Consider the following 21747-nt stretch of genomic DNA (forward strand, 5'->3'; position numbering starts at 1 on the left):
TTTTGTACACATCCATTCCTTTATAACATGGTAGAAGCCAGGTTCGCCAACTCTGAACGCTCCCCTTTCTCCAAAGAAATCTGCGCGAACAGTTCATGGCTTTTGATCTTCGACATTAAAGTAGACAAACCATTGGACTGGGTATCCAGATAAGGAGTGTCAATCTGATGAATATCTCCGGTGAAGATAATTTTCGTATTCTCGCCTGCCCTTGTAATAATTGTTTTTATTTCATGTGGGGTGAGGTTTTGCGCCTCATCCACTATAAAAATGATATTGGATAAGCTCCTCCCCCGAATATAAGCTAATGGTGTCACCAATAACTTTTCATCTTCTACCATCTTGCTAAGCTGCACATATTCCTTATCATGTTCATTGAACTGATGTTTAATAAACTTCAGGTTATCCCATAGTGGCTCCATATAAGGGTTCAGCTTGGATTTGATATCGCCTGGCAAATAACCCACATCTTTATTACTTAGCGGCACAATAGGCCTCGCCAAATAAATTTGTTTAAAATCTCTTCTTTGCGCTAATGCACCTGCTAAAGCTAAAAGGGTTTTTCCGGAGCCCGGCACTCCACCAATGGTCACCAATTTAATATCCGGATTTAAAATGGCATGCAGCGCGAAGGCCTGCTCCGCATTTCTGGGCTTCACCCCGTAGGCCGTGTATTTCTCTACCCGCTCCAGGCGCTGCATGGCTGCGGAATAAAAAGCCATTACGGATTGCTCACTATTCTTTAGAATATAGTAACCATTCAACGACATGCGCTCCTGAATCGCCTCCGGAACGTCGGAAAAGCCAATATCATATAGGCGCTCAATACACTCCTTATCTACGCCATCAATAGTTTTAGTGGACTTATCAAGGTCAGCCACATCAGTCACCTTACCGGTGCGATAATCCTCCGCTTTTAAGGAAAGTGCTTTCGCTTTAAGACGAAGATTGACATCTTTGGTCACCATCACTACCGTCTTTTCTTTCTCCTCACTTTTGATGGTTAATGCAGCATTCAGAATCTTATGATCCATTTTATGGGACTCAAATACCACTTCTGCATCGATCTCGCCCTTTCCGTTTAAGATCACTTTCAAGCGCCCTCTTTTCTCTCCGGGAAGCGGAATCCAGTCCCGGATGGTATGGCCTTCTGACAAATCATCCAACATGCGGATAAACTGCCGTGCTTCGTAATTTATGGAGTCATTTCCCTTTTTAAAATTATCCAGCTCTTCCAGAACAGTAATCGGAATCGCGACATCATGTTCCCCAAAATTGAGAAAGGAGCGGTGATCAAATAGGATAACGGAGGTATCAAGAACGAAAATCTTTGATTCAGCTGCTGGGCTATTATCCATACGGTTAGTGTTGAAAAGGTGAAAAGATGCATGGCCAGCAGCTATCTGCCTTTTGAGAACGGGAACCATTTTTATTCCCTGATTTCGCCGAAGCCTGACAAGGAATCGATCTTCTATGCCAGGAAGTGTACTACAAAGTATCTAATCCTTCTTTAATAATTTACGGAATAGAACTAAAAAAACACGGATTAATGCATAAAAAAAGGCCGACGTTAACTCGCCGACCTTTTAATTGATTTGTTTACAGTGATTTGTAAACGATATTTTTTTAGGCAGTCACAGACTTACCTGCTTTTTTTGCTTTACGCTTTTCCTCACCGTAGGTGAAGTCCAACACGATTGGAGTCGCTACGAAGATAGAAGAATAGGTACCCACCAATACCCCTACCAACATCGCAAAAGAGAAGGAACGCAATACTTCACCACCGAACAAGAACAACACCAATACTACGATCAAAGTAGTAGCAGAAGTCATCAATGTACGAGACATGGTATTGTTAATCGCCTTATTAAATACAGCTTCCATATCCTTACCCTGGTTCAGCGCCATATCCTCACGGATACGGTCAAATACTACCACCGTATCGTTAATAGAATAACCGATAATGGTCAAAATCGCCGCTACGAATACCTGATCGATTTCGTAATTCACGCCAAACAATGCCACGATAGCAAAAGCAGCAAATACGAAACAAGTATCGTGTACCAATGCTGCAATTGCACCGGCAGAGAATCCCATTTTACGGAAACGAATCAAGATGTAAAGGAACAATACAATCAAGGCAAAGAAACCTGCCTCCAAAGAAGATGCTTTGATATCATCTGCAATCGTCGCACCTACTTTTGAAGAAGAAACCACTGCAAAATCAGCTTCAGTAACATTATTTGCATCACTGATATTTTTCAATCCGGTGGACTGCTCTAAACCTGAAATAATAGCCTGACGAACCTGAACATCTGCCTCATCAGAATCATCTTCCACCAAATAAGAAGTGGTTACTTTTAATACATCAGACGCACCATAAGTTTTTACTTCAATACCTGCTTTTTGGAAAGCTTCCACTTTACTCAAACCAGTCTTCACATCAGAAGCCACCATTGACTTACCGAAATCCACCACATAGGAACGTCCCCCTTTAAAGTCTACGCCAAGGTTCAATCCACCTTCCGCTACGATCAATACCGCACCCAAAAGAATGAAAGAAATGGAACCGATATAAACTTTCTTACGGATACCCATGAAATCGAAGTTCACGTTCTGCATGAAGCCTTTCGATAGGCCAGTCTCGAAAGAAAGTTTGGACTGCTCCCCTTTCTTGGTCAACCAAGATACGATTACACGCGTAATGAATACCGCTGAGAAGAAAGAAGAAGCGATACCAATCATCAAAGTAATAGCGAAACCTTTCACTGGCCCCTGACCCAATACGTAAAGAATTACACCAATCAAGAAGGTGGTCACGTTGGCATCAAAGATCGAGCTGAAAGCTTTTTCATATCCACGATTAATCGCATTCAAAATAGAAGAACCCAAACGCATCTCCTCACGAATACGCTCAAAGATCAGTACGTTTGCATCAATGGACATACCGATCGTCAATACGATACCCGCAATACCTGGAAGTGTTAGCGCCGCAGAAAGGTTAGCCAAAATACCCAAGATGAAGAAGATGTTGAACAACAATGCTGCGTTCGCAATCAAACCACCTTTAGCATAGAATGCCACCATAAACAACACGACCAAACCAAGACCCAACAATACTGAATAGATCCCTTGGTTCTGCGCTTCTTTACCCAAAGTAGGTCCTACTACTGCTTCTTCCACAATACGAGTAGGCGCTGGTAAAGAACCTGCTTTCAAAATGTTCGCTAAATCTTTCGCTTCTTCAATGGAGAAGTTACCGGAAATAGAAGAAGAACCGTTAGGAATCTCACCGTTTACCACCGGTGCAGAGTAAGCATAACCATCCAATACGATAGCCACCTGACGACCAATATTCTCAGAAGTTAATTTCTTCCATTTTTTCGCACCCACAGAGTTCATTTGCATTGAAACTGCCGCACGACCTGTCTGATCGAAATCCTGACGAGCATCTGTAATTACTTCACCCGTCAAAGGAGCCTGACCACGACGTGTTTTCAATGCATTCAAAGTTAACATCTGAACACCTTCGTTATCCGTAGCTTTTACATCCCAGGCAAATTTCAGATCTCTTGGCAACAAAGATTTGATATCAGCACGCTCGATAATACGGTTGATTTTTACAGTATCCTTAACATTGTATACCAAACCGTAAGGGCTCATATTCAATGCAAGCAAAGGAGAAACATTGGCATTCATTACCGCCTCAAGGCTATCTGCAGCTGCTTGTGCTTCAGAAGCAGAATCCGCAGGAACTGCAGCATCATCACCTGTTAAAGAAGCTAAATCATCTTCATCAGAAGACTGGACAACTGCATCTGCATCCGTTTTCAATTCACCGGCTGCTAATGGGTTTACCTTTTGCTCTGCAACCAATTTCTGGTTGATCGCCATCAAAGACTGCTGATATTCCTGAATGTTATAAACTTCGAAGAACTCCAATTTCGCAACTCCTTGTAAAAGTTTACGAACACGCTCTGGATTATCCACCCCTGGAAGCTCCACCTGAATACGGCCAGTTCCCTGCAAACGCTGAATATTTGGCTGTGAAGTACCGAAACGGTCTACACGAGTTCTCAAAATGTTGAAAGAACGATCAATTGCTCCTTCTACTTCTGTGTTCAACACTTTAAGAATAGCATCATCTGAAGTATCTAATGAGATACGACCCTTGTTCGCTGCATTAGCAAATACTTCGCTCATCTTACGATCTGTCTGAGACTTCCATGCTGAAGCAAACAAACCTACAAAATCACCACCAGTCTGACGGAAAGCGGCATTTGCTGCGTTCAAAGCAGCTGTAAAGTCTTCATCTTTAGAGTTACCCGCAATTCCACGAACGATCTCTACCGGAGAAACCTCCAATGTTACCGCCATACCGCCCTGAAGGTCAAGACCAAGACCAAGCTCGGTTTCTTTCACTTCTTTGAAAGTAAATGGCTTCCCTAAAAAGTTGTATACCGGCTCATTCCAAAGAGAATCCAGGTATTTTTGTTTTTTGTTAAAGTCAATTCTAGGCTGACCATCCTCACCCAAAACCGTGGCATAGGCGGTAGCATCCTTTTGAATGTTTGACGAAACTAACGTGAACGAAAGGTAGTACAGGCACAAAGCTGTAACAATCAACGTTAGCGTCACAATGAAACCCTTGTTTCGCATTGTTGTAGAAATTATAAAATAAAAAAGTATTTAATTAATTGAATATAAGCATGTAACACACCAAAACCACTGGCTAACGTTACACATTATGCTGAAGGAAATTAGGGGGCATTTGGGGCCAATTGGCACTCCAATAACCTCAGTAAGAAAGAGGCATTATAAATTGATAGGCGATGAAAAATAGCCGAACGCACCAACTGCATGTCTGTCTGAGGTGCAATAATCGCATCAATGGCAAAAAAATGAAGGGAGAAACTGCTAATGGCCTGAAAGGGCTTCAGTACTAAATCAGCAGCCGGAACGGGCTGTCCTTCGGACTCTTCCGACTCACCGACTACCACTTCCTGCGCTTCTGCTAAATCCGAAGACATATACGACTGCACGACAGGCCCTGCTACCACCAATAATGTGGAAAGCAAAAGCACCATTAAATGCGCCATCGATATGTTCGTCTTCTGATTCATTGACTGCAAAACTAAATAAAAAAGGGGCAAGCACAAAACTCCCCCCTTTTTTAATTGTTGGTAATCAATCTATAAAATCAACAACACTACGCTAAACAAAATTTTTTATCGTTAAAATGCCAGAGATTACACTGAAACGCAGCACTTTATTGAGCCCAAACCCTTGGGCACATTCCAATTTTCCCTTCATCACTTTATTAGCTGTTCACTTCAATAAAACGATTGACATCCCCTTTTTTTCCCATGATAACGATTTTATCTGAACCTTTAATTACGGAATCCGCTTTGGGAACCCCCGTAATATGCTCTTCTTGTTTTGTCTTTCCCGTTACCGGATCCAAAGTCTCAAAACAAGATTTAATGGTGATCAAATTAAGGTTGTACCGCTCCCGCAAGCCCATATCCTTCAGCATCATATTGGCCACTCGTTTAGGCGTATCAATCTCCACGATTTCATACTCATCCGGCAAGGGAAAAAACTTTTTGATGGAGGGATGTATCAATCTATGCGCAAGCAGCTTGCCTTCATTGGCTTCTGGATTCAATATTTCATGCACTCCCATTTTCTCCAGAATCAACTGCTGATGTTTATTGGTTGCACGAGATATGATATGCTTTACGCCTATCTCCTGTAAAATTACGGTGGTTAAAACTACATTTTCGAAGTTCTCCCCTATGGTGACTACAGCCGTATCTACCTCTTCAATATTTTGAGATAGCAAAGCATTCTGATCAGTAGAATCCATATTGACCACATAGGCGATCTTATCTTTCGCTGCCTCGACTACCGTCAGGTTGTGATCAATGCCAATCACTTCTGCTCCATATTCGGATAGTTGTACCGCCAGGGCCATTCCCATCTGCCCTAACCCAATCACCGCAATTTTACTATTTCTCATGCTTGTACATGTTTTTTCAGATGAGAGATTAGAATCTCTAAACCCACATCAAAGGTTGTATTGTTTGGAATAATTAAATGTGCAGAGCTTTTAAATGGTGCGATATACTTATCATAAGTCGGTTGAACATGCTTTTCATATCGATACAACACTTCCTCCAGCCCCTCATTCCTTTCCTCGCTATCTCTGATGATTCTCCGCTTCAATTTAATATGCTCCTGAGCATCGATAAACACCCGAATATCTATCAGGTCAGATAAATTCTGATCATAAAAAACGAACAAACCTTCCACAATAATGATCGGTGCTGATTCAAAATTCAGCAAGCGGGGAGTAATGTTCGGATTATTGAAAGTATACTCTTTCAGTTGAACCGTACGACCGCCCTTTAACTTTTCTATATCTTTAGCATAGGCCTGAAGATTGACCGACTCTGGTAAATCAAAATTTTGAACCCCTTCATCATCTACCGGCTGCTCCTCCTTAGGCAAATAATAATTATCCTGGGAAATCAAGCAGACTTCTTCAGCACTGAAAGCACTCATCAAATTATTCAGAAAAGTGGTCTTTCCTGAAGCACTCCCTCCCGTAATTCCAATCACCAACGGTTTTTTCATTGCACCTTGGTTTTTAAAAACTGTACCACCACCTCTAGTCCCATATCAAAGGTATCATTATTCGGCACCACTAAATCTGATGTGGATTTAAAGGGCGCAATATATTGCTTATAAGTTGGCATCACGTGCTGCTCATAACGATACAACACCTCTTCCAGATCATATCCACGCTCGGCATTATCTCTGATAATTCTTCGCTTTAACTTCACATGCTCCTCTGCATCAATGAAAACCTTCAAATCCAGATGCTCGGAAATCAGGGGTTCATAAAAGACAAATAACCCCTCAACCACTATAATAGGTGCAGGGTGAAAAGTCAAAATATTGGGTTCACCTCCCTCATTATTAAAGGTGTATTCCTTTCTGCGGATCGTTTTACCACTTTTCAAAGCAAGAATATCTGCTGCAAAAGCAGGGGTATCAATGGACTTGGGCAAATCAAAATTGATTACCCCATTCTCATCCACCGGCTGCACCTCCCGATCTCGATAATAATTATCCTGAGAAAGTAAACACACTTCTTCCGGAGTAAATTTATCCAAAAGAGATTTTAAAAATGTGGTTTTGCCGGAGGCGCTACCTCCTGTAATCCCCACCACAAAGGGTTTTATTGTATTTTTATCCATAAGGACTTCATCCGAAAATTACGCCACAGGCTCTCCTGCAAAAATAAGACCTTATTGTGTGCATAATAAATCAATCAACGAAAATTAATAATGTTCTTTGATGTACTCAATCAATTTCTGAACTGCGCGCCCTCGATGGCTAATTTTATTTTTCTGATGCTTGTCCATTTCAGCGAAAGTCACCTGATGATTTTCAGGTTTAAATATGGGATCATAGCCAAAGCCCTGTTCTCCACTTAGTTCCTGAATGATTTCACCTTTGGCGATTCCCTCAAACTGCTGCTGACCGTCCTCATTCAAAAGCGTAATCACCGTTCTGAATTGAGCGGAACGATCCTCTTTTCCATTAAGCTCAACCAACAATTTCTCCATATTATCGTGACTATCCCGCTGAGGCCCTGCATAACGCGCTGAATAAACGCCTGGCTCACCACCCAGTGCATGCACTTCTAAACCGGTATCATCTGCAAAGCAAGCCACCTGAAAATGATCGAATACATATTGAGCCTTCTGCAAAGAATTACCTTCCAGAGTATCTTGCGTTTCCGGTAATTCTACCTCGCAACCAATGTCTTTTAAGCTAATTATCTTTATATGCTCCGGCATCATTGCCTGGATTTCGGCAATTTTATTGGGGTTATTCGTTGCAAAACAAATTTCTTTCATTTTCTATATATAAAAGCGCTATAAATCAAACCACAAAACCCTGAATCCCAATATGTAACAAAAGCACATTGACTCAAAATTTCTTAATTTTTATAACTGCAAGTTACGGATTTGCTATTAAAAATGCGGATAAGTTAGATTTTTGTCGGCACCTGCGCATTTATTCACGTAGTTTATAGTATATTCGGCAAATTTTTTTTGATTTTGAATGGAAAATTCCAGCATTGCAATACTTGACCTCGGCACCAACACTTTCCACCTGTTGGTAGTAGACCCCGCCAAAGACACCTTTGAGGTGATCTATCGGGAGAAAATTGCCGTAGGTTTAGGCAGGGGTGGAATTAATGAGGGATATATTACCGCAGAAGCTCAAAAACGGGCGCTCAATGCCATGATCCGTTTCCGCCGAATTATAAAAAAACTCAAGGTGGAGCACATTCATGCTACCGGAACCTCTGCCTTACGATGCGCCAAAAACAGCCTGGAATTCATTGAATTGGTAAAGGAAAAAACCGGAATTGAAATTCAAATTATTGATGGAGATCAAGAGGCAGAATATATTTATCACGGCGTAAAAACTGCCGTAAAAATGAAATTTTTCCCTTCCCTAATTATTGATATTGGAGGCGGGTCTGTGGAATTTATTATAGCAGATAAAGAGGGCATCCACTGGAAACAAAGCTTTGAAATTGGAGGACAAAGACTGTTGGATCGCTTTCATCAGATTGATCCGATTCCGGAAGAAAAAATCGAAGAACTTAATGATTATTTAGATCATACTCTGATTGATTTAAAATTAGCCTGCGAAAAGTTCAAACCCGTAGAAATAATCGGTTGCTCGGGCACCTTTGATTCCCTGGTGGAAATTTATCATGAGACTGATGAGTATGAGCACGCCATTACGGGCTTCCGAACCGAAAGAACGCTTCCTTTAATGTCTTACCTGGCCATTCACAAACTTCTGGTGGGTCGAAATCGGGATGAGCGACTATTGGTACCGGGCATGGTTCCTTTGAGAGCGGATATGATTGTGGTTTCCTCGCTTTTAGTCAAATACATTTTACAAGAATACCATATTAAAAATATACGAGTGAGTTCTTACGCCCTTAAAGAAGGGCTATTGACCCAAATATTGGAGCGCTTCAACAAAGCCATATCCTAATCCTGATTTAATTTTGTCTACAGCCCGCATTTATCAGCATCATTATTAGCGAAAAAGGCTTAAATTGAGCGCTGAAAAATGCAAAATATGATCTTTTCTGTAGATAAACTTCAAAAATTCACCCAAGAGGTTTTCCTTAAGATGGGCTGTTCGCCAGAGCATGCCCAGCAAGCCACTCAAGTACTTTTGAGTGCGGACCTCAGAGGCATAGATTCTCACGGTGTGGCCAGACTGATTGGCTATGTTCGTTTGTGGGAGGCCGAGCGAGTAAATGCGCAACCTGACATCAAAATTGTGCATGAAACCCCGAGTACCGCTACCATCGACGGGGATCGAGGCTTAGGTTTGGTGATCGCTCCTTACGCCATGAAAATCGCGATTGAAAAAGCGAAAGTTGCGGGTACCGGTTGGGTAGCCATCAAAAATTCCAACCATTATGGAATTGCGGGCTATCATTCCATGATGGCTTTAGAGCACGATATGATGGGAATCTCCATGACCAACGCCTCTGCGCTTGTAGCACCAACTTTTTCACAAGAACGCATGCTCGGCACCAACCCTATTGCCGTGGCCTGCCCCACCAATGAAGAGCCGCCCTTTGTAGCCGATTTCAGTACGACAACCGCTGCCAATGGAAAGCTGGAAATCTTACAGCGAAAGGAAGAGGAAGCGCCTATCGGCTGGGTACAAACCAAAGAAGGTCACCCAACGGAAGATGCCGGAATCTTGAAAAAAGGAGGGGCACTTTTACCACTTGGAAGTGACCGCGTGCATTCCAGCCACAAAGGCTATTGCCTGGGTTCCATCGTGGATATTTTCTCCGCAGTATTGTCGGGAGCCAATTATGGTCCTTGGGTTCCCCCATTTCCAAGCTACGTTCCCCTGCCTGAAAACCCGGTCGGAGAAGGCGTAGGACATTTTGTAGGTGCTATGCGGGTAGATGCTTTCCGTCCGGCGGAGGATTATAAAAATCATATGGACAACTGGATCAGGAGATTCCGAAATTCCACTCCTGTTGAAGGGCAGAAAAAAGTTTTGATCCCCGGAGATCCGGAAAGGGAGTCAGAGAAATTAAGAAGGAAAGAAGGTATTCCGCTTTTGGAACCTGTGGTGAAAGACTTACAGAGTTTGGCAGATAAATTCAACTTAGAATTTTAAATAAAACAGGCGACCCTTTTTGAGTCGCCTGTTTTTTTAGATGGCAAAGCCAACACGAATTACGTATGGGTCGCTATAAGGGCTTTTGAATTCGTCATAAGTGAAATTATACAAGACGGAAACCGAAACCCCTCCTCTTTTCCCAAAAGGCTGAAAGTAACCTGCTCCTAAAAAAACGCCAGGAACCCATTCTCTTTTGGTTTCCCGAACATTATAAACCTCCAAATTCAGGCCCTCGACCTCCCCTCGTAAAAAGAAGTTTTTATAAATATTATACCGGCCAAACCAACGGAAGCCATAGGTACTGCTGGTTAATTTAGGATCAAAACGCTTATCCTCATAATATTGATAAACTACCCCTAGCCCTGTGGAAAATTTGGGGGTTACCATTACTCCTACAGTTGGTGAAACTTCTATATAAGTAAAAGTACCAAAGGACAGGCCAAAATTACCGCCAAAAAACAAACGGTCCTTCAATGGGGGTTTCTCTTCTTTCACGTAATCTATTTGCGCATTGGCAAAAGAAAAGCATGTCAACAATAGCAAAAGGCTCAACAGGGCTTTTTTCATAGGAGTATTATTGGAGGTTTTCGGTTTTATTGATCAGCATGTTCGATGACATAAACATCTTCATGCCTTTTTTTCATCAAATATTTTTCTCTTGCAAATTTCTCCAAAAGGGCCTTATTGGTCATCAACTCCTCTCTTTCTTCTTGCACCACCTCAATCTCCTTTTGGTAAAAGGATTTTTCCTCTTCCAGTTCCACCATTTTTTGGTGCAGTTTATACTGATTAACCCAATCGTTGGAATCAAAAAACACCATCCAAATAATGAATAGGGCTACTAAATAGAAATAAACGGAGCGAAAAATAGCCGGGATTCGCTCAATGTCTTCTTGCATGAATAAATTTTGAAAGTTCTCTTACTGCAAAATAAAAAAAAGCCCCAACTTTCGTCAGGGCTTTAATAATATTTACAAAAATAACTTCTTAGAAGTTGAATTCTTGCTTGAAAGCTTTCATGCCTAAGTAAACTGCAGTTTTACCTAATTCTTCCTCGATTCTCAACAATTGGTTGTATTTCGCCATACGGTCAGAACGAGAAGCAGAACCAGTTTTGATTTGACCACAGTTCAATGCTACTGCCAAGTCAGCAATAGTGTTATCTTCAGTTTCGCCTGAACGGTGAGACATTACTGAAGTATAACCTGCACGGTGAGCCATTTCAACAGCTGCGATAGTCTCAGTCAAAGAACCAATTTGGTTAACTTTAATCAAGATAGAGTTAGCGATACCTTCGTTGATACCACGCTCCAATTTCTCTACGTTAGTTACGAATAAATCGTCACCTACCAACTGGCACTTATCTCCTACCAAGTCAGTCAACGCTTTGAAACCAGCCCAGTCGTTCTCATCCATACCATCTTCGATAGAAGTGATAGGGTATTTAGCAACTAGTTCAGCCAAGTATTCCGCTTGCTCTTGAGAAGTTTTAACACCACCTTTCATGTCGTTAAATTTCTCGTAGTTGTACTTACCGTCTACGAAGAACTCAGAAGCAGCACAATCCAAAGCGATAGTGATGTCTTTACCCCAAACGTAACCAGCATTTTCAACAGCCAATTTAACTGAATCCAATGCATCCTCAGTAGATTCGAAAGCTGGAGCGAAACCACCTTCGTCACCTACAGCAGTAGAAAGACCACGATCGTGGATCACAGATTTCAACGCGTGGAATACTTCACAACCCATACGGATAGCAGTAGTAAAATCAGGCGCAGAAACTGGCTGGATCATGAATTCCTGGAATGCGATAGGTGCATCAGAGTGAGAACCACCGTTGATGATGTTCATCATTGGTACAGGCATTGTTTTCGCAGAAACACCACCTACATATTTGTAAAGAGGCAAACCTGCTTCCTCAGCAGCAGCTTTAGCTACAGCCAAAGATACACCCAAGATAGCGTTAGCTCCCAACTTTGCTTTGTTTGGAGTGCCATCAAGGTCGATCATCAATTGGTCAATCGCCGCTTGCTCAGACACGTCCATTCCTACTAATTCCTTAGCAATGATGTCGTTTACGTTTGAAACAGCCTTAAGAACACCTTTACCCAAGTAAACGCTCTTATCGCCATCACGCAACTCAACTGCCTCGTACTCACCAGTAGAAGCGCCAGATGGAACGGCAGCTCTACCTAAACAACCATTTGCGGTAATTACATCAACCTCAACAGTTGGGTTACCACGAGAATCAAGAATTTGACGTGCTTTGATTTCCTCAATAAAGCTCATTGTAATTGTATTTAGTTATCCATTAATGATAAAAAGTCCTCGAAAAGGTAATGCGAGTCATGTGGTCCTGGAGAAGACTCCGGGTGATACTGTACAGAAAAAGCTTTCTTATCCTTTACACGGATACCTTCTACTGTATTATCATTTAAGTTGATGTGGGTCACTTCCACATTACCTGATTTTTCCACTTCTTCTGCAGAAACTGCAAAACCGTGATTTTGGGATGTTACTTCGCAACGTCCCGTTAGCAAGTTCTTCACCGGATGGTTCAATCCACGGTGACCACTATGCATTTTATAAGTTGAGATGCCAGTAGCGCGAGCCAAGATCTGGTGTCCCATACAAATTCCAAATAATGGCTGATCATCAGCAATAATTTGTTTAACCGTATCTACAGCGTAATCCATTGCTGCAGGGTCACCAGGGCCATTAGAAATAAAGTAACCGTCCGCACCCCATGCTTTCAATTCTTCATAAGGGGTCGTGGATGGGAAAAGCTTACATTCCATACCTCTAGACTCCATATGTCTAAGAATGCTTTCCTTAATTCCCAAATCTAAAACAGCGACGCGTTTCTTAGTCTCTACATTTTCCGCTTTACGGATTACCGGCTCCTTAACACAAACCTGAGAAGATAGCTCCAGTCCTTTCATAGAAGGAACTTCTTTCAACTGTGCACGAAGTACCTCATAATCGTGAATCTCTGAGGAGATAATGGCGTTCATCGCACCTTTGGAACGAATATGTCGAACCAATTTACGAGTGTCAATATCGGCTATACCTACGATACCGTGAAGCTCCAAATAGTCCTGTAGACTGGACTCGGCCTCTTTACGGCTGTAAATATCGCTAAAAGTATTGATCACTACACCAAAAATCGAAGGATTTAATCCCTCAGATTCATTTTCATGAACCCCATAATTACCAATATGGGAGTTAGTCGTAACGATGATTTGTCCGAAGTACGAAGGATCTGTGTAAACCTCCTGATAACCAGTCATTCCAGTATTAAAACAGATTTCCCCGCCTTTGGTACCAATTTTTCCAATAGCGCGACCGTGGAACACAGTTCCATCTTCCAACATTAAAACAGCTTCAGACTTATACGTGTACTTCATGGGTGTTTGATATTACAATATAAAATTAAAGAATTCAGGAAACATAAATTGTGATCTGCATCAAGTTGACAGAAAAAATCAACTTGACATAAAAAAAGGGATTAGCAAAACTAATCCCTTTAATATTTTAACTAACGAATCATTCAGCTGAATCTTCGTTAGAAGCCTCAGCAGCCGCATCAGTAGTAGCTTTAGCGCCACCACCACGACGGCTACGACGCGTCTTTTTCTTTTCAGTAGCTTCGCCACCGATCAACAATTCATTGTAGTCTACCAACTCAATGAACGCCATCTCAGCGTTATCACCCAAACGAGTACCCGTCTTAATAATACGAGTATATCCACCTGGACGACCAGCGATTTTTGTCGCTACCTCATCAAACAAAATCTTAACTGCCTCTTTGTCCTGAAGGAAAGAGAATACCACACGACGAGAGTGAGTAGTATCTTGTTTCGCTTTCGTTAACAAGGGCTCAACAACTTTACGCAATGCTTTAGCCTTTGCTACAGTTGTTTGAATACGCTTATGCAAAATCAAGGAAGTAGCCATGTTCGATAACATAGCGTTACGGTGAGCCGTCTTTCTTCCAAGATGGTTAAATTTCTTACCGTGTCTCATTTTTTAATTAATCCTCATCAAGTTTGTACTTGGAAATATCCATCCCGAAGGTCAAACCTTTATCGGCAACCAATGCTTCCAATTCAGAAAGCGATTTTTTACCGAAGTTACGGAACTTCATCATATCGGAGATCTCTAAAGTCACCAAATCACCTAGTGTCTTCACGTCCGCTGCTTTCAAACAGTTGTAAGCACGAACAGAAAGGTCTAGGTCATTCAAAGGAGTCTTCAACATTTTTCTCATGTGAAGCATTTCCTCATCGATTGGCTCTTGTTCACCACCTCCGCTTTGCTCCAAGATCATTGAATCTTTGGTAAATAGGGCAAAATGACGAATCAAAATGTTCGCCGCTCCTTGCAGGGCGTCTTCCGGGTGAATAGATCCATCCGTTTCGATGTCCAACGTCAATTGCTCATAATCGGTACGCTGTTCAACACGCGTATTCTCGATATGGTATTTAACATTTTTAATCGGAGTAAAGATGGCATCAACCGGAATAAATCCGAATACCTGCTCTGCTGGTTTATTTTCCTCTGCTGGCAAATAACCACGTCCTTTTTCTAAAGTGAATTCGATTTCGAATTCTTTAGATTCGTCCAGGTTACAAATTACCAAATCAGGGTTCAAAATCTCAAATGAAGAAGTGAACTTGGAAATATCACCGGCGGTAAAGGTTCTTTGTCCCTTTATGCTCACATTTAACTTATTCTCAACTATGTCCGAGATCTTCTTAAAACGAATTTGCTTGATGTTAAGAATAATCTCCGCTACATCTTCGACCACACCTTCGATGGTTGAGAATTCGTGCAAAACACCCGCTATTTTGATACCGGTTACGGCATATCCTTCTAATGAGGACAACAAAATACGACGCAATGCATTTCCAATGGTAACTCCATACCCTTTTTCAAGCGGTTTGAATGTAAATAGTCCGTGGAAATCATCCGCCTTCTCCATGACCACTTTCTCGGGCATTTGAAACGCTAAAATCGACATAGTTTTTCCGTTGGTTACAGAATAAGTTAAGAAATAAGTTAATAAGAATAAATGATTATTTAGAGTAGAGCTCGACGATCAACTGCTCGTTGATGTTCTCTGGAATATCTTCACGTGCTGGTACATTTGTCATTTTACCTGCCATTTGTGAGTTATCCCACTCCATCCAACCATAACGATTAGCGCGAACTGCTAATGAGTTAGTGATAGCCTCCAAAGACTTGGATTTTTCACGAACTGCGATAACAGATCCAGCTTTAACAGTGAATGATGGAATGTTTACCACCACACCGTCAACAGTGATATGCTTGTGCAAAACCAACTGACGCGCTGCACGACGAGTAGGAGCAATACCTAAACGGAAAACAACGTTATCCAAACGAGACTCCAACAATTGAAGAAGAACCTCACCTGTAATACCTGATTTGCGAGAAGCTTTATCAAACAAGTTACGGAACTGACGTTCCAAAACTCCATATGTATATTTAGCTTTTTGCTTTTCGATCAACTGAATTGCATATTCAGATTGCTTGCGACGACGACCACGACCGTGCTGTCCAGGACCGTAAGGTTTCTTAGAAACAGCTTTTGAAGGTCCGAAAATAGGGTCATTAAAACGTCTGGCGATTTTCGCCTTAGGGCCTCTATATCTTGCCATATTTTTTCAACAAATAATTAGGATACCTAATAATTATACTCTTCTGCGTTTTGGAGGACGACAACCGTTGTGAGGAAGTGGAGTCACATCCTTGATTGCAGTCACTTCAATACCAACAGATTGGATAGTACGGATCGCAGACTCACGACCTGAACCAGGACCTTTTACAAATACTTCTACTTTACGAAGACCCAAGTCATATGCTACCTGGCCACAGTTTTGAGCTGCTACCTGTGCTGCATATGGAGTGTTTTTCTTAGATCCACGGAAGCCCATTTTACCCGCAGATGCCCATGAGATCACTTGACCCTGAGCATTTGTTAGAGAGATAATAATGTTGTTGAAAGAGGCTCTAATGTGCGCCTGACCTACTGCCTCTACGTGAACAACTCTCTTCTTGGCTTTATCTTTTCTCTTTTGTGCCATAACCTAAATTAGTTTACTTTACTGCCTTTTTCTTGTTAGCAACAGTTTTACGCTTACCTTTTCGAGTTCTCGAGTTGTTCTTAGTGCGCTGACCACGTAGTGGTAGGCCTTTTCTGTGTCTCAAACCACGGTAACAACCGATGTCCATCAAACGCTTGATGTTCATCTGAACTTCAGATTTCAAAACACCTTCGGTTTTGAACTCTTCAGCGATAATGTTACGAACAGCTTGAGCTTCCTCGTCTGTCCAATCTTTTACCCGCTTATCCTCAGAGATCTCAGCTTTTGCCAAGATTTGGGCAGCGGATGAATTACCTATACCGAAGATATAGGTCAATGCAACTACACCCCGCTTATTTGACGGGATATCAACGCCTGAAATACGTGCCATAAATTAACCTTGTCTTTGCTTGAACTTAGGGTTCTTTTTGTTAATAATGTAAATTTTTCCTTTGCGACGCACTACTTTACAGTCTGCGCTACGCTTTTTAATAGAAGCTGTAACTTTCATTGTTCTATTTATTGTTTGTAACGATATACAATTCGTCCTTTGGTCAAATCGTATGGTGACATTTCCAGCTTCACGCGGTCTCCAGGAAGAATCTTAATGTAGTTCATTCTCATCTTACCGGAAATGTGAGCGATCACCTGGTGTCCGTTTTGCAACTCCACACGAAACATTGCGTTGGACAAAGCCTCTACAATGGTACCGTCTTGCTCAATGGATGACTGTTTGGCCATATTATATTTTGATATGTTCTTCTATGTATTTGTGCGTAGTAAGAATCTCGGTGCGGTCAGCCAAAATTGCTACGGTATGTTCAAAGTGAGCGGAAGGTTTGTAATCAGTAGTACGGATGGTCCAGCCATCAGCTTCCTGTACAATATCCTTAGTACCCAAATTGACCATAGGCTCAATAGCAATAACCATACCAGCCTTCAATTTCTTACCTTTTCCTCGGCGTCCGTAATTCGGAACTTCTGGATCTTCGTGAAGATTTCTTCCCAAACCATGTCCCACCAATTCACGAACTACACCATAACCAAACTGCTCAACATGCTGCTGAACAGCGAAACCTATATCTCCGGTAAATTTACCTGCCGTGGCAGCTTCAATTCCCAGATATAAAGATTCTTTGGTGCGACGAAGCAAATCCATTGTGGCTGCACTCACCTCTCCTACCGGATAAGTATAAGCACAGTCGGAGTGAAACCCCTTGTAGAACACACCACAATCTACGGACACAATATCGCCCTCCTGAAGTTCATACTTGGAGGGCATACCATGAACAACTTGTTCGTTTACAGAAATACAAAGGGTAGATGGAAAACCATTATACCCTTTGAACGATGGCGAACCACCATTATCTTTAATAAAATCAAATGCCAGACGATCAAGCTCTAAAGTAGAAATCCCCGGTTTGATATGCTGTGCAACCAAACCGTGGGCTCTACCGAGAATATCGGCACTTTCTTTTATAAGATTAATCTCTTCTTCAGTCTTAAGATAAATCATTAGGCTACTGCCACTTTATTTGATCTTCCTTTAATCTTACCTGACTTCATAAGACCTTCGTAGTGGCGCATCAACAAGTAAGACTCTACCTGCTGAAGAGTATCCAATACTACCCCTACCATGATCAACAAAGAAGTACCACCAAAGAATTGAGAGAAGTTCCCGTCAACACCGGCGATTCTTGCGAAGGCAGGCATAATAGCGACCAAACCTAGGAAAATTGAACCAGGCAATGTGATTTTAGTCAACACGCTGTCAATATATTCTGCCGTTTGTGGTCCAGGCTTAACACCAGGGATAAATCCACCATTACGCTTAAGATCGTCAGAAATCTGATTTGGATTAATCGTAATTGCTGTATAGAAGAAGGTGAAAAGGATAATCAATACTGCGAACAACGCATTGTATTGCCATGAAGTAATATCTGCAAATGTAGTCGCGATAGACGCGGCCCAATCATATTTGTCAGCAAAAGCACTAGCACCTAAAGAGGGCAAGAACATTAAGGACTGAGCAAAGATAATTGGCATTACACCTGCAGCATTCACTTTCAATGGTAGATACTGACGCTGACCGCCATAAGTACGACCACCTACAACCTGCTTAGCATATTGAATCGGAATTTTTCGAGTAGCCTGAGTAAGCATAACCACTGCCATAATGATGAAAAACAAAGCCACCAATTCAGCAACGAAGAACAACAATTGCGCTCCGCCTCTAGTCATAAACTCTGCTACCAAGGCACCAGGCAAACGAGAGATGATACCGATCATGATCAACATAGAGATACCGTTACCAATACCTTTATCTGTAATCTTCTCTCCCAACCACATACAAAACATCGTTCCTGCAACCAAGATCAATAAAGCAGAAGCTTTAAAGAACCAAGGATCAATTAAGATCGCATTTTCAGGAATGGTAGCGGTCACATAACCAATACCTTGTGCTAATGTGATGATGATGGTTAATACCCGGGTAATCTGATTAATTTTATTTCTACCAGATTCACCTTCTTTTTGCATTTTCTGGAAATAAGGCACAGCTACCGTTAACAACTGCAGCACAATGGAAGCAGAAATATAAGGCATGATACCTAATCCAAAAATCGAAGCATTGGAGAATGCTCCACCCAAAAAGGTGTTTAGGAGTCCAAAGATACCACCTTCGTGGCTAGTAAGTTGCGCAGGATCAACTCCTGGCAATACTACAAAGGAACCTAATCGAAAAATGATCAATAAACCCAAGGTGTTGAGGATTCTAGTCCTCAACTCCTCTATGGAAAAAATATTTTGAATAGTAGAAATAAACTTTTTCATGATATATTATCAGATAACAGTTGCCGTCCCACCTGCTTTCTCAATCAACTCAACTGCTGATGCTGAGAATTTATTAGCAGTAACATCTACTTTGGCAGTCAAAGCACCATTTGCAAGTACTTTTACCAAATCCGATTTCCCTACGATACCATTCTCACGCATCAATTCTACGTTGATAGCAGTAACACCAAGCTTGTCAGCCAATGCCTGGATAGCATCAAGATTAACCGGTTTGTAAATTACTCTATTTGGATTGGTAAATCCAAATTTAGGAACTCTTCTTTGCAAAGGCATTTGTCCACCCTCAAAACCAATTTTCTGAGAGTAACCTGATCTAGACTTCGCACCTTTGTGACCACGTGTAGAAGTACCACCACGAGTGGACCCCTGACCACGACCGATACGCTTACCTGCTTTAACAGAACGCTCGGCTGGTTTTAATGTATGTAATTTCATAATTATACCTCAGCTACAGTAATCAAATGTTTTACTTTAGCGATCATACCCGCAATTTGAGGAGTATTCTCATGTTCAACGGTTCTATTGATTTTACCAAGACCCAAAGCCTTGATAGTGTCAACCTGACGTTTCGGACGGTTGATTGTAGAACGAACCTGTGTGATACGTACTTTAGCCATCTTATTAACCGTTAAATACTTTAGAAACACTAATTCCACGTTGCTCAGCAACTTGTTGTGGAGTTCTCATTTTAGCCAACGCATCGAAAGTAGCTTTCACTGCGTTGTGAGGGTTGGATGATCCTTTGGATTTACCCAATACGTTGTGAACACCTGCTGCCTCAAGTACAGCACGCATTGCACCACCGGCGATAACTCCTGTACCTTCAGATGCTGGCTTCATTAATACGTAACCACCACCGAATTTACCAGTAGCCTCGTGAGGAATAGTACCTTTGAATAAAGGAACTTTTACCAAGTTTTTCTTAGCATCCTCGATACCTTTGGTGATCGCATCAGTAACCTCATTTGCTTTACCAAGGCCATGACCTACAACACCGTTTCCATCTCCCACTACCACAATAGCGGAAAAACTAAAACGACGTCCACCTTTCACTACCTTCGCTACACGGTTGATAGCTACAACTTTTTCTTTAAGGTCAAGCTCGCTTGCCTTAACGCTTTTTACAGTTTTATTGGACATTTGCTTAGAATTTTAATCCGCCATTTCTGGCACCTTCAGCTAACGCTTTAACTTTACCATGGTACTGGTAACCACTACGATCGAATACTACCTCAGCAATAGAGTTAGCAGTCGCTTTTTCTGCAAGCTTCGCACCTACTTTCTCAGCAAGTTCGATATTACAGTTTTTACGGGCACCAAACTCTGCAGAAGAAGCTGCAACTAGGGTTACGCCGTTAATATCGTCAATCAATTGCGCTGTGATGGCTGTGTTACTTTTGTACACTGAAAGACGCGGACGTTGAGCTGTTCCTGAGATCTTTCTGCGGATTCCGCGACGGATTCTCAGTCTTCTCGCGATTTTTTCGTTCTTAATTGCCATAACTATTATTTTTTAGCTGCCGTTTTACCCGCTTTTCTTCTGATGTACTGACCTTCTTCACGGATACCTTTACCTTTGTAAGGCTCAACCGGACGAAGCGACTTGATTTTAGCGGTAACTTGACCCAACAATTGTTTATCAGCAGATTCCAAAGTTACGATAGGGTTTTTACCCTTCGCAGTTTCTGCTTTTACTTCTACTTCAGCAGGAACGCCAAAGAAAATGCTGTGTGAGTATCCCAAGTTCAACTCTAGAGTTTTTCCTTGTGAGGTAGCTTTGTAACCTACACCAACAAGTTCCAAGGTTTTCTTAAAACCTTCAGCAACTCCAACAACCATGTTATTAACAAGTGAACGGTAAAGACCGTGCAACGCTTTGTGTCTTTTTTGGTCGGTAGGGCGTGACAAAGTCACAATATTATCGTTGATCTCTACAGTAATGTCACGATCGATCTCTTGCGAAAGAGTTCCTTTTGGACCCTTTACTGTAACAACGTTTTCAGCATTTACTTCTACGCTTACACCCGCAGGAATAGTAATCGGCTTCTTTCCTATTCTCGACATTGTAATATTAAATTAGTAAACGTAACATAAAACCTCGCCACCAACATTCAGTTCGCGAGCTTCTTTGTTACTAATAATTCCTTTGTTAGTGGACAAAATGGCAATACCTAAGCCATTCAATACGCGAGGCATATCTCCATTCTTCGTATATTTACGTAGACCCGGTTTCGAAATGCGCTCCAACTTCTCGATGGCTGGCTTTTTCGTCACAGGGTGATACTTCAAGGCGATTTTAATAGTGCCCTGAGGTCCGTCCTCTACGAATTTATACGACTGAATGTAGCCTTTGTCAAATAGCACCTTCGTCATGTTTTTCTTGACGTTAGATGCAGGGATTTCCACGATTCTGTGCGTCGCTTTCTGCGCGTTACGAATACGCGTTAAGAAATCTGCTATTGGATCAGTCATGATAAATATTAATTGAAATTATATGCAATGCCCTGCCAAAAGTAGCAGGGCGTGCAAAGGT

The 21747-nt window shown here is 41.8% G+C and carries 28 protein-coding genes; 2 read left to right on the forward strand and 26 right to left on the reverse strand.

Going from position 1 to position 21747, the window contains the following annotated elements:
* Positions 1-20: 20 nt before the first annotated feature.
* From AAA970_RS12870 to AAA970_RS12900, 7 genes are all read right to left on the reverse strand, one after another.
* Positions 21-1358, reverse strand: coding sequence for a PhoH family protein (locus tag AAA970_RS12870; RefSeq protein WP_053406780.1), 1338 nt, complete (start codon positions 1356-1358; stop codon positions 21-23).
* A gap of 268 nt (positions 1359-1626) precedes the next feature.
* On the reverse strand, positions 1627-4659 hold the full coding sequence (secDF, locus tag AAA970_RS12875; protein ID WP_338237433.1) for a protein translocase subunit SecDF: 3033 nt from the start codon (positions 4657-4659) through the stop codon (positions 1627-1629).
* Positions 4660-4760: 101 nt separating this feature from the next.
* Positions 4761-5123, reverse strand: coding sequence for a hypothetical protein (locus AAA970_RS12880; protein ID WP_338237434.1), 363 nt, complete (start codon positions 5121-5123; stop codon positions 4761-4763).
* 197 nt (positions 5124-5320) lie between these two features.
* Positions 5321-6022 carry an NAD-binding protein gene (locus AAA970_RS12885; protein ID WP_060684733.1) on the reverse strand — a complete coding sequence of 234 codons (702 nt, stop codon included), beginning with the start codon at positions 6020-6022 and terminating at the stop codon, positions 5321-5323.
* Positions 6019-6639, reverse strand: coding sequence for a uridine kinase (gene udk, locus AAA970_RS12890; RefSeq protein ID WP_338237435.1), 621 nt, complete (start codon positions 6637-6639; stop codon positions 6019-6021). Before udk ends, AAA970_RS12885 begins: the two co-directional genes overlap by 4 nt.
* Complete coding sequence (locus AAA970_RS12895) at positions 6636-7265, reverse strand: uridine kinase (RefSeq protein ID WP_060684735.1); 630 nt, start codon at positions 7263-7265, stop codon at positions 6636-6638. The genes udk and AAA970_RS12895 overlap by 4 nt, the downstream gene beginning before the upstream one ends.
* A gap of 84 nt (positions 7266-7349) precedes the next feature.
* A complete protein-coding gene (locus AAA970_RS12900; RefSeq protein ID WP_053406774.1) occupies positions 7350-7931 on the reverse strand; it encodes a non-canonical purine NTP diphosphatase in 582 nt (193 codons plus the stop codon).
* A gap of 208 nt (positions 7932-8139) precedes the next feature.
* Between AAA970_RS12900 and AAA970_RS12905 the strand changes: the two genes are divergently transcribed.
* Together AAA970_RS12905 and AAA970_RS12910 are read left to right on the forward strand one after the other, a co-directional pair.
* On the forward strand, positions 8140-9093 hold the full coding sequence (locus AAA970_RS12905; RefSeq protein WP_053406773.1) for a Ppx/GppA phosphatase family protein: 954 nt from the start codon (positions 8140-8142) through the stop codon (positions 9091-9093).
* Between the two features lie 87 nt (positions 9094-9180).
* Positions 9181-10251, forward strand: a complete 1071-nt coding sequence (locus tag AAA970_RS12910; RefSeq protein ID WP_338237437.1) for an Ldh family oxidoreductase — start codon at positions 9181-9183, stop codon at positions 10249-10251.
* Between the two features lie 36 nt (positions 10252-10287).
* Here the strand turns inward: AAA970_RS12910 and AAA970_RS12915 are convergent, their stop codons facing one another.
* From AAA970_RS12915 to rpsH, 19 genes are all read right to left on the reverse strand, one after another.
* Positions 10288-10821 carry a hypothetical protein gene (locus AAA970_RS12915; protein ID WP_338237439.1) on the reverse strand — a complete coding sequence of 178 codons (534 nt, stop codon included), beginning with the start codon at positions 10819-10821 and terminating at the stop codon, positions 10288-10290.
* A 26-nt stretch (positions 10822-10847) separates the two neighbouring features.
* Positions 10848-11153 (reverse strand): FtsB family cell division protein, encoded by a 306-nt coding sequence (locus tag AAA970_RS12920; RefSeq protein ID WP_060687241.1) that lies wholly within the window; start codon positions 11151-11153, stop codon positions 10848-10850.
* Positions 11154-11241: 88 nt separating this feature from the next.
* Positions 11242-12543, reverse strand: a complete 1302-nt coding sequence (eno, locus tag AAA970_RS12925; RefSeq protein WP_053406770.1) for a phosphopyruvate hydratase — start codon at positions 12541-12543, stop codon at positions 11242-11244.
* 11 nt (positions 12544-12554) lie between these two features.
* Positions 12555-13661: a glutamine-hydrolyzing carbamoyl-phosphate synthase small subunit gene (gene carA / locus AAA970_RS12930; RefSeq protein WP_053406769.1), complete on the reverse strand. Its 1107-nt coding sequence runs from the start codon at positions 13659-13661 to the stop codon at positions 12555-12557.
* 139 nt (positions 13662-13800) lie between these two features.
* Positions 13801-14280 carry a 50S ribosomal protein L17 gene (gene rplQ, locus AAA970_RS12935; protein ID WP_053406768.1) on the reverse strand — a complete coding sequence of 160 codons (480 nt, stop codon included), beginning with the start codon at positions 14278-14280 and terminating at the stop codon, positions 13801-13803.
* Between the two features lie 7 nt (positions 14281-14287).
* Positions 14288-15277 (reverse strand): DNA-directed RNA polymerase subunit alpha, encoded by a 990-nt coding sequence (locus tag AAA970_RS12940; RefSeq protein WP_053406767.1) that lies wholly within the window; start codon positions 15275-15277, stop codon positions 14288-14290.
* A 55-nt stretch (positions 15278-15332) separates the two neighbouring features.
* Positions 15333-15935, reverse strand: coding sequence for a 30S ribosomal protein S4 (rpsD, locus tag AAA970_RS12945; RefSeq protein WP_053406766.1), 603 nt, complete (start codon positions 15933-15935; stop codon positions 15333-15335).
* A gap of 33 nt (positions 15936-15968) precedes the next feature.
* Entirely contained in the window at positions 15969-16361 is a 393-nt protein-coding gene (gene rpsK / locus AAA970_RS12950; protein WP_053406765.1) for a 30S ribosomal protein S11, read from the reverse strand.
* A gap of 13 nt (positions 16362-16374) precedes the next feature.
* The gene (gene rpsM / locus AAA970_RS12955; RefSeq protein ID WP_053406764.1) at positions 16375-16752 is read right to left on the reverse strand and encodes a 30S ribosomal protein S13; all 378 of its coding nucleotides are present in this window, start codon (positions 16750-16752) and stop codon (positions 16375-16377) included.
* A 3-nt stretch (positions 16753-16755) separates the two neighbouring features.
* Positions 16756-16872 carry a type B 50S ribosomal protein L36 gene (gene ykgO / locus AAA970_RS12960; RefSeq protein WP_071932151.1) on the reverse strand — a complete coding sequence of 39 codons (117 nt, stop codon included), beginning with the start codon at positions 16870-16872 and terminating at the stop codon, positions 16756-16758.
* Positions 16873-16880: 8 nt separating this feature from the next.
* Positions 16881-17102: a translation initiation factor IF-1 gene (gene infA / locus AAA970_RS12965; protein WP_053406763.1), complete on the reverse strand. Its 222-nt coding sequence runs from the start codon at positions 17100-17102 to the stop codon at positions 16881-16883.
* Position 17103: 1 nt separating this feature from the next.
* Positions 17104-17877 carry a type I methionyl aminopeptidase gene (map, locus tag AAA970_RS12970; RefSeq protein ID WP_053406762.1) on the reverse strand — a complete coding sequence of 258 codons (774 nt, stop codon included), beginning with the start codon at positions 17875-17877 and terminating at the stop codon, positions 17104-17106.
* A complete protein-coding gene (secY, locus tag AAA970_RS12975; RefSeq protein WP_060684741.1) occupies positions 17877-19193 on the reverse strand; it encodes a preprotein translocase subunit SecY in 1317 nt (438 codons plus the stop codon). The genes map and secY overlap by 1 nt, the downstream gene beginning before the upstream one ends.
* Positions 19194-19202: 9 nt before the next feature.
* The gene (rplO, locus tag AAA970_RS12980; protein ID WP_053406760.1) at positions 19203-19649 is read right to left on the reverse strand and encodes a 50S ribosomal protein L15; all 447 of its coding nucleotides are present in this window, start codon (positions 19647-19649) and stop codon (positions 19203-19205) included.
* 2 nt (positions 19650-19651) lie between these two features.
* On the reverse strand, positions 19652-19831 hold the full coding sequence (gene rpmD / locus AAA970_RS12985) for a 50S ribosomal protein L30 (RefSeq protein ID WP_053406759.1): 180 nt from the start codon (positions 19829-19831) through the stop codon (positions 19652-19654).
* 4 nt (positions 19832-19835) lie between these two features.
* Positions 19836-20354: a 30S ribosomal protein S5 gene (rpsE, locus tag AAA970_RS12990; RefSeq protein WP_053406758.1), complete on the reverse strand. Its 519-nt coding sequence runs from the start codon at positions 20352-20354 to the stop codon at positions 19836-19838.
* 4 nt (positions 20355-20358) lie between these two features.
* Positions 20359-20715, reverse strand: a complete 357-nt coding sequence (rplR, locus tag AAA970_RS12995; RefSeq protein ID WP_338237443.1) for a 50S ribosomal protein L18 — start codon at positions 20713-20715, stop codon at positions 20359-20361.
* 5 nt (positions 20716-20720) lie between these two features.
* Positions 20721-21278 carry a 50S ribosomal protein L6 gene (gene rplF, locus AAA970_RS13000; RefSeq protein ID WP_053406756.1) on the reverse strand — a complete coding sequence of 186 codons (558 nt, stop codon included), beginning with the start codon at positions 21276-21278 and terminating at the stop codon, positions 20721-20723.
* 12 nt (positions 21279-21290) lie between these two features.
* On the reverse strand, positions 21291-21686 hold the full coding sequence (gene rpsH, locus AAA970_RS13005) for a 30S ribosomal protein S8 (protein WP_053406755.1): 396 nt from the start codon (positions 21684-21686) through the stop codon (positions 21291-21293).
* Between the last annotated feature and the right edge of the window lie 61 nt (positions 21687-21747).

This window comes from Persicobacter diffluens, assembly GCF_036244895.1.
Classification (GTDB): domain Bacteria; phylum Bacteroidota; class Bacteroidia; order Cytophagales; family Cyclobacteriaceae; genus Persicobacter; species Persicobacter diffluens.

What these genes read in the sequence shown, in the direction of transcription:
- AAA970_RS12870 (WP_053406780.1), bottom strand. Translation starts at nt 1,358, where the DNA reads ATGGATAATAGCCCAGCAGCTGAATCAAAGATTTTCGTTCTTGATACC.
- secDF (WP_338237433.1), bottom strand. Translation starts at nt 4,659, where the DNA reads ATGCGAAACAAGGGTTTCATTGTGACGCTAACGTTGATTGTTACAGCT.
- AAA970_RS12880 (WP_338237434.1), bottom strand. Translation starts at nt 5,123, where the DNA reads ATGAATCAGAAGACGAACATATCGATGGCGCATTTAATGGTGCTTTTG.
- AAA970_RS12885 (WP_060684733.1), bottom strand. Translation starts at nt 6,022, where the DNA reads ATGAGAAATAGTAAAATTGCGGTGATTGGGTTAGGGCAGATGGGAATG.
- udk (WP_338237435.1), bottom strand. Translation starts at nt 6,639, where the DNA reads ATGAAAAAACCGTTGGTGATTGGAATTACGGGAGGGAGTGCTTCAGGA.
- AAA970_RS12895 (WP_060684735.1), bottom strand. Translation starts at nt 7,265, where the DNA reads ATGGATAAAAATACAATAAAACCCTTTGTGGTGGGGATTACAGGAGGT.
- AAA970_RS12900 (WP_053406774.1), bottom strand. Translation starts at nt 7,931, where the DNA reads ATGAAAGAAATTTGTTTTGCAACGAATAACCCCAATAAAATTGCCGAA.
- AAA970_RS12905 (WP_053406773.1), top strand. Translation starts at nt 8,140, where the DNA reads ATGGAAAATTCCAGCATTGCAATACTTGACCTCGGCACCAACACTTTC.
- AAA970_RS12910 (WP_338237437.1), top strand. Translation starts at nt 9,181, where the DNA reads ATGATCTTTTCTGTAGATAAACTTCAAAAATTCACCCAAGAGGTTTTC.
- AAA970_RS12915 (WP_338237439.1), bottom strand. Translation starts at nt 10,821, where the DNA reads ATGAAAAAAGCCCTGTTGAGCCTTTTGCTATTGTTGACATGCTTTTCT.
- AAA970_RS12920 (WP_060687241.1), bottom strand. Translation starts at nt 11,153, where the DNA reads ATGCAAGAAGACATTGAGCGAATCCCGGCTATTTTTCGCTCCGTTTAT.
- eno (WP_053406770.1), bottom strand. Translation starts at nt 12,543, where the DNA reads ATGAGCTTTATTGAGGAAATCAAAGCACGTCAAATTCTTGATTCTCGT.
- carA (WP_053406769.1), bottom strand. Translation starts at nt 13,661, where the DNA reads ATGAAGTACACGTATAAGTCTGAAGCTGTTTTAATGTTGGAAGATGGA.
- rplQ (WP_053406768.1), bottom strand. Translation starts at nt 14,280, where the DNA reads ATGAGACACGGTAAGAAATTTAACCATCTTGGAAGAAAGACGGCTCAC.
- AAA970_RS12940 (WP_053406767.1), bottom strand. Translation starts at nt 15,277, where the DNA reads ATGTCGATTTTAGCGTTTCAAATGCCCGAGAAAGTGGTCATGGAGAAG.
- rpsD (WP_053406766.1), bottom strand. Translation starts at nt 15,935, where the DNA reads ATGGCAAGATATAGAGGCCCTAAGGCGAAAATCGCCAGACGTTTTAAT.
- rpsK (WP_053406765.1), bottom strand. Translation starts at nt 16,361, where the DNA reads ATGGCACAAAAGAGAAAAGATAAAGCCAAGAAGAGAGTTGTTCACGTA.
- rpsM (WP_053406764.1), bottom strand. Translation starts at nt 16,752, where the DNA reads ATGGCACGTATTTCAGGCGTTGATATCCCGTCAAATAAGCGGGGTGTA.
- ykgO (WP_071932151.1), bottom strand. Translation starts at nt 16,872, where the DNA reads ATGAAAGTTACAGCTTCTATTAAAAAGCGTAGCGCAGACTGTAAAGTA.
- infA (WP_053406763.1), bottom strand. Translation starts at nt 17,102, where the DNA reads ATGGCCAAACAGTCATCCATTGAGCAAGACGGTACCATTGTAGAGGCT.
- map (WP_053406762.1), bottom strand. Translation starts at nt 17,877, where the DNA reads ATGATTTATCTTAAGACTGAAGAAGAGATTAATCTTATAAAAGAAAGT.
- secY (WP_060684741.1), bottom strand. Translation starts at nt 19,193, where the DNA reads ATGAAAAAGTTTATTTCTACTATTCAAAATATTTTTTCCATAGAGGAG.
- rplO (WP_053406760.1), bottom strand. Translation starts at nt 19,649, where the DNA reads ATGAAATTACATACATTAAAACCAGCCGAGCGTTCTGTTAAAGCAGGT.
- rpmD (WP_053406759.1), bottom strand. Translation starts at nt 19,831, where the DNA reads ATGGCTAAAGTACGTATCACACAGGTTCGTTCTACAATCAACCGTCCG.
- rpsE (WP_053406758.1), bottom strand. Translation starts at nt 20,354, where the DNA reads ATGTCCAATAAAACTGTAAAAAGCGTTAAGGCAAGCGAGCTTGACCTT.
- rplR (WP_338237443.1), bottom strand. Translation starts at nt 20,715, where the DNA reads ATGGCAATTAAGAACGAAAAAATCGCGAGAAGACTGAGAATCCGTCGC.
- rplF (WP_053406756.1), bottom strand. Translation starts at nt 21,278, where the DNA reads ATGTCGAGAATAGGAAAGAAGCCGATTACTATTCCTGCGGGTGTAAGC.
- rpsH (WP_053406755.1), bottom strand. Translation starts at nt 21,686, where the DNA reads ATGACTGATCCAATAGCAGATTTCTTAACGCGTATTCGTAACGCGCAG.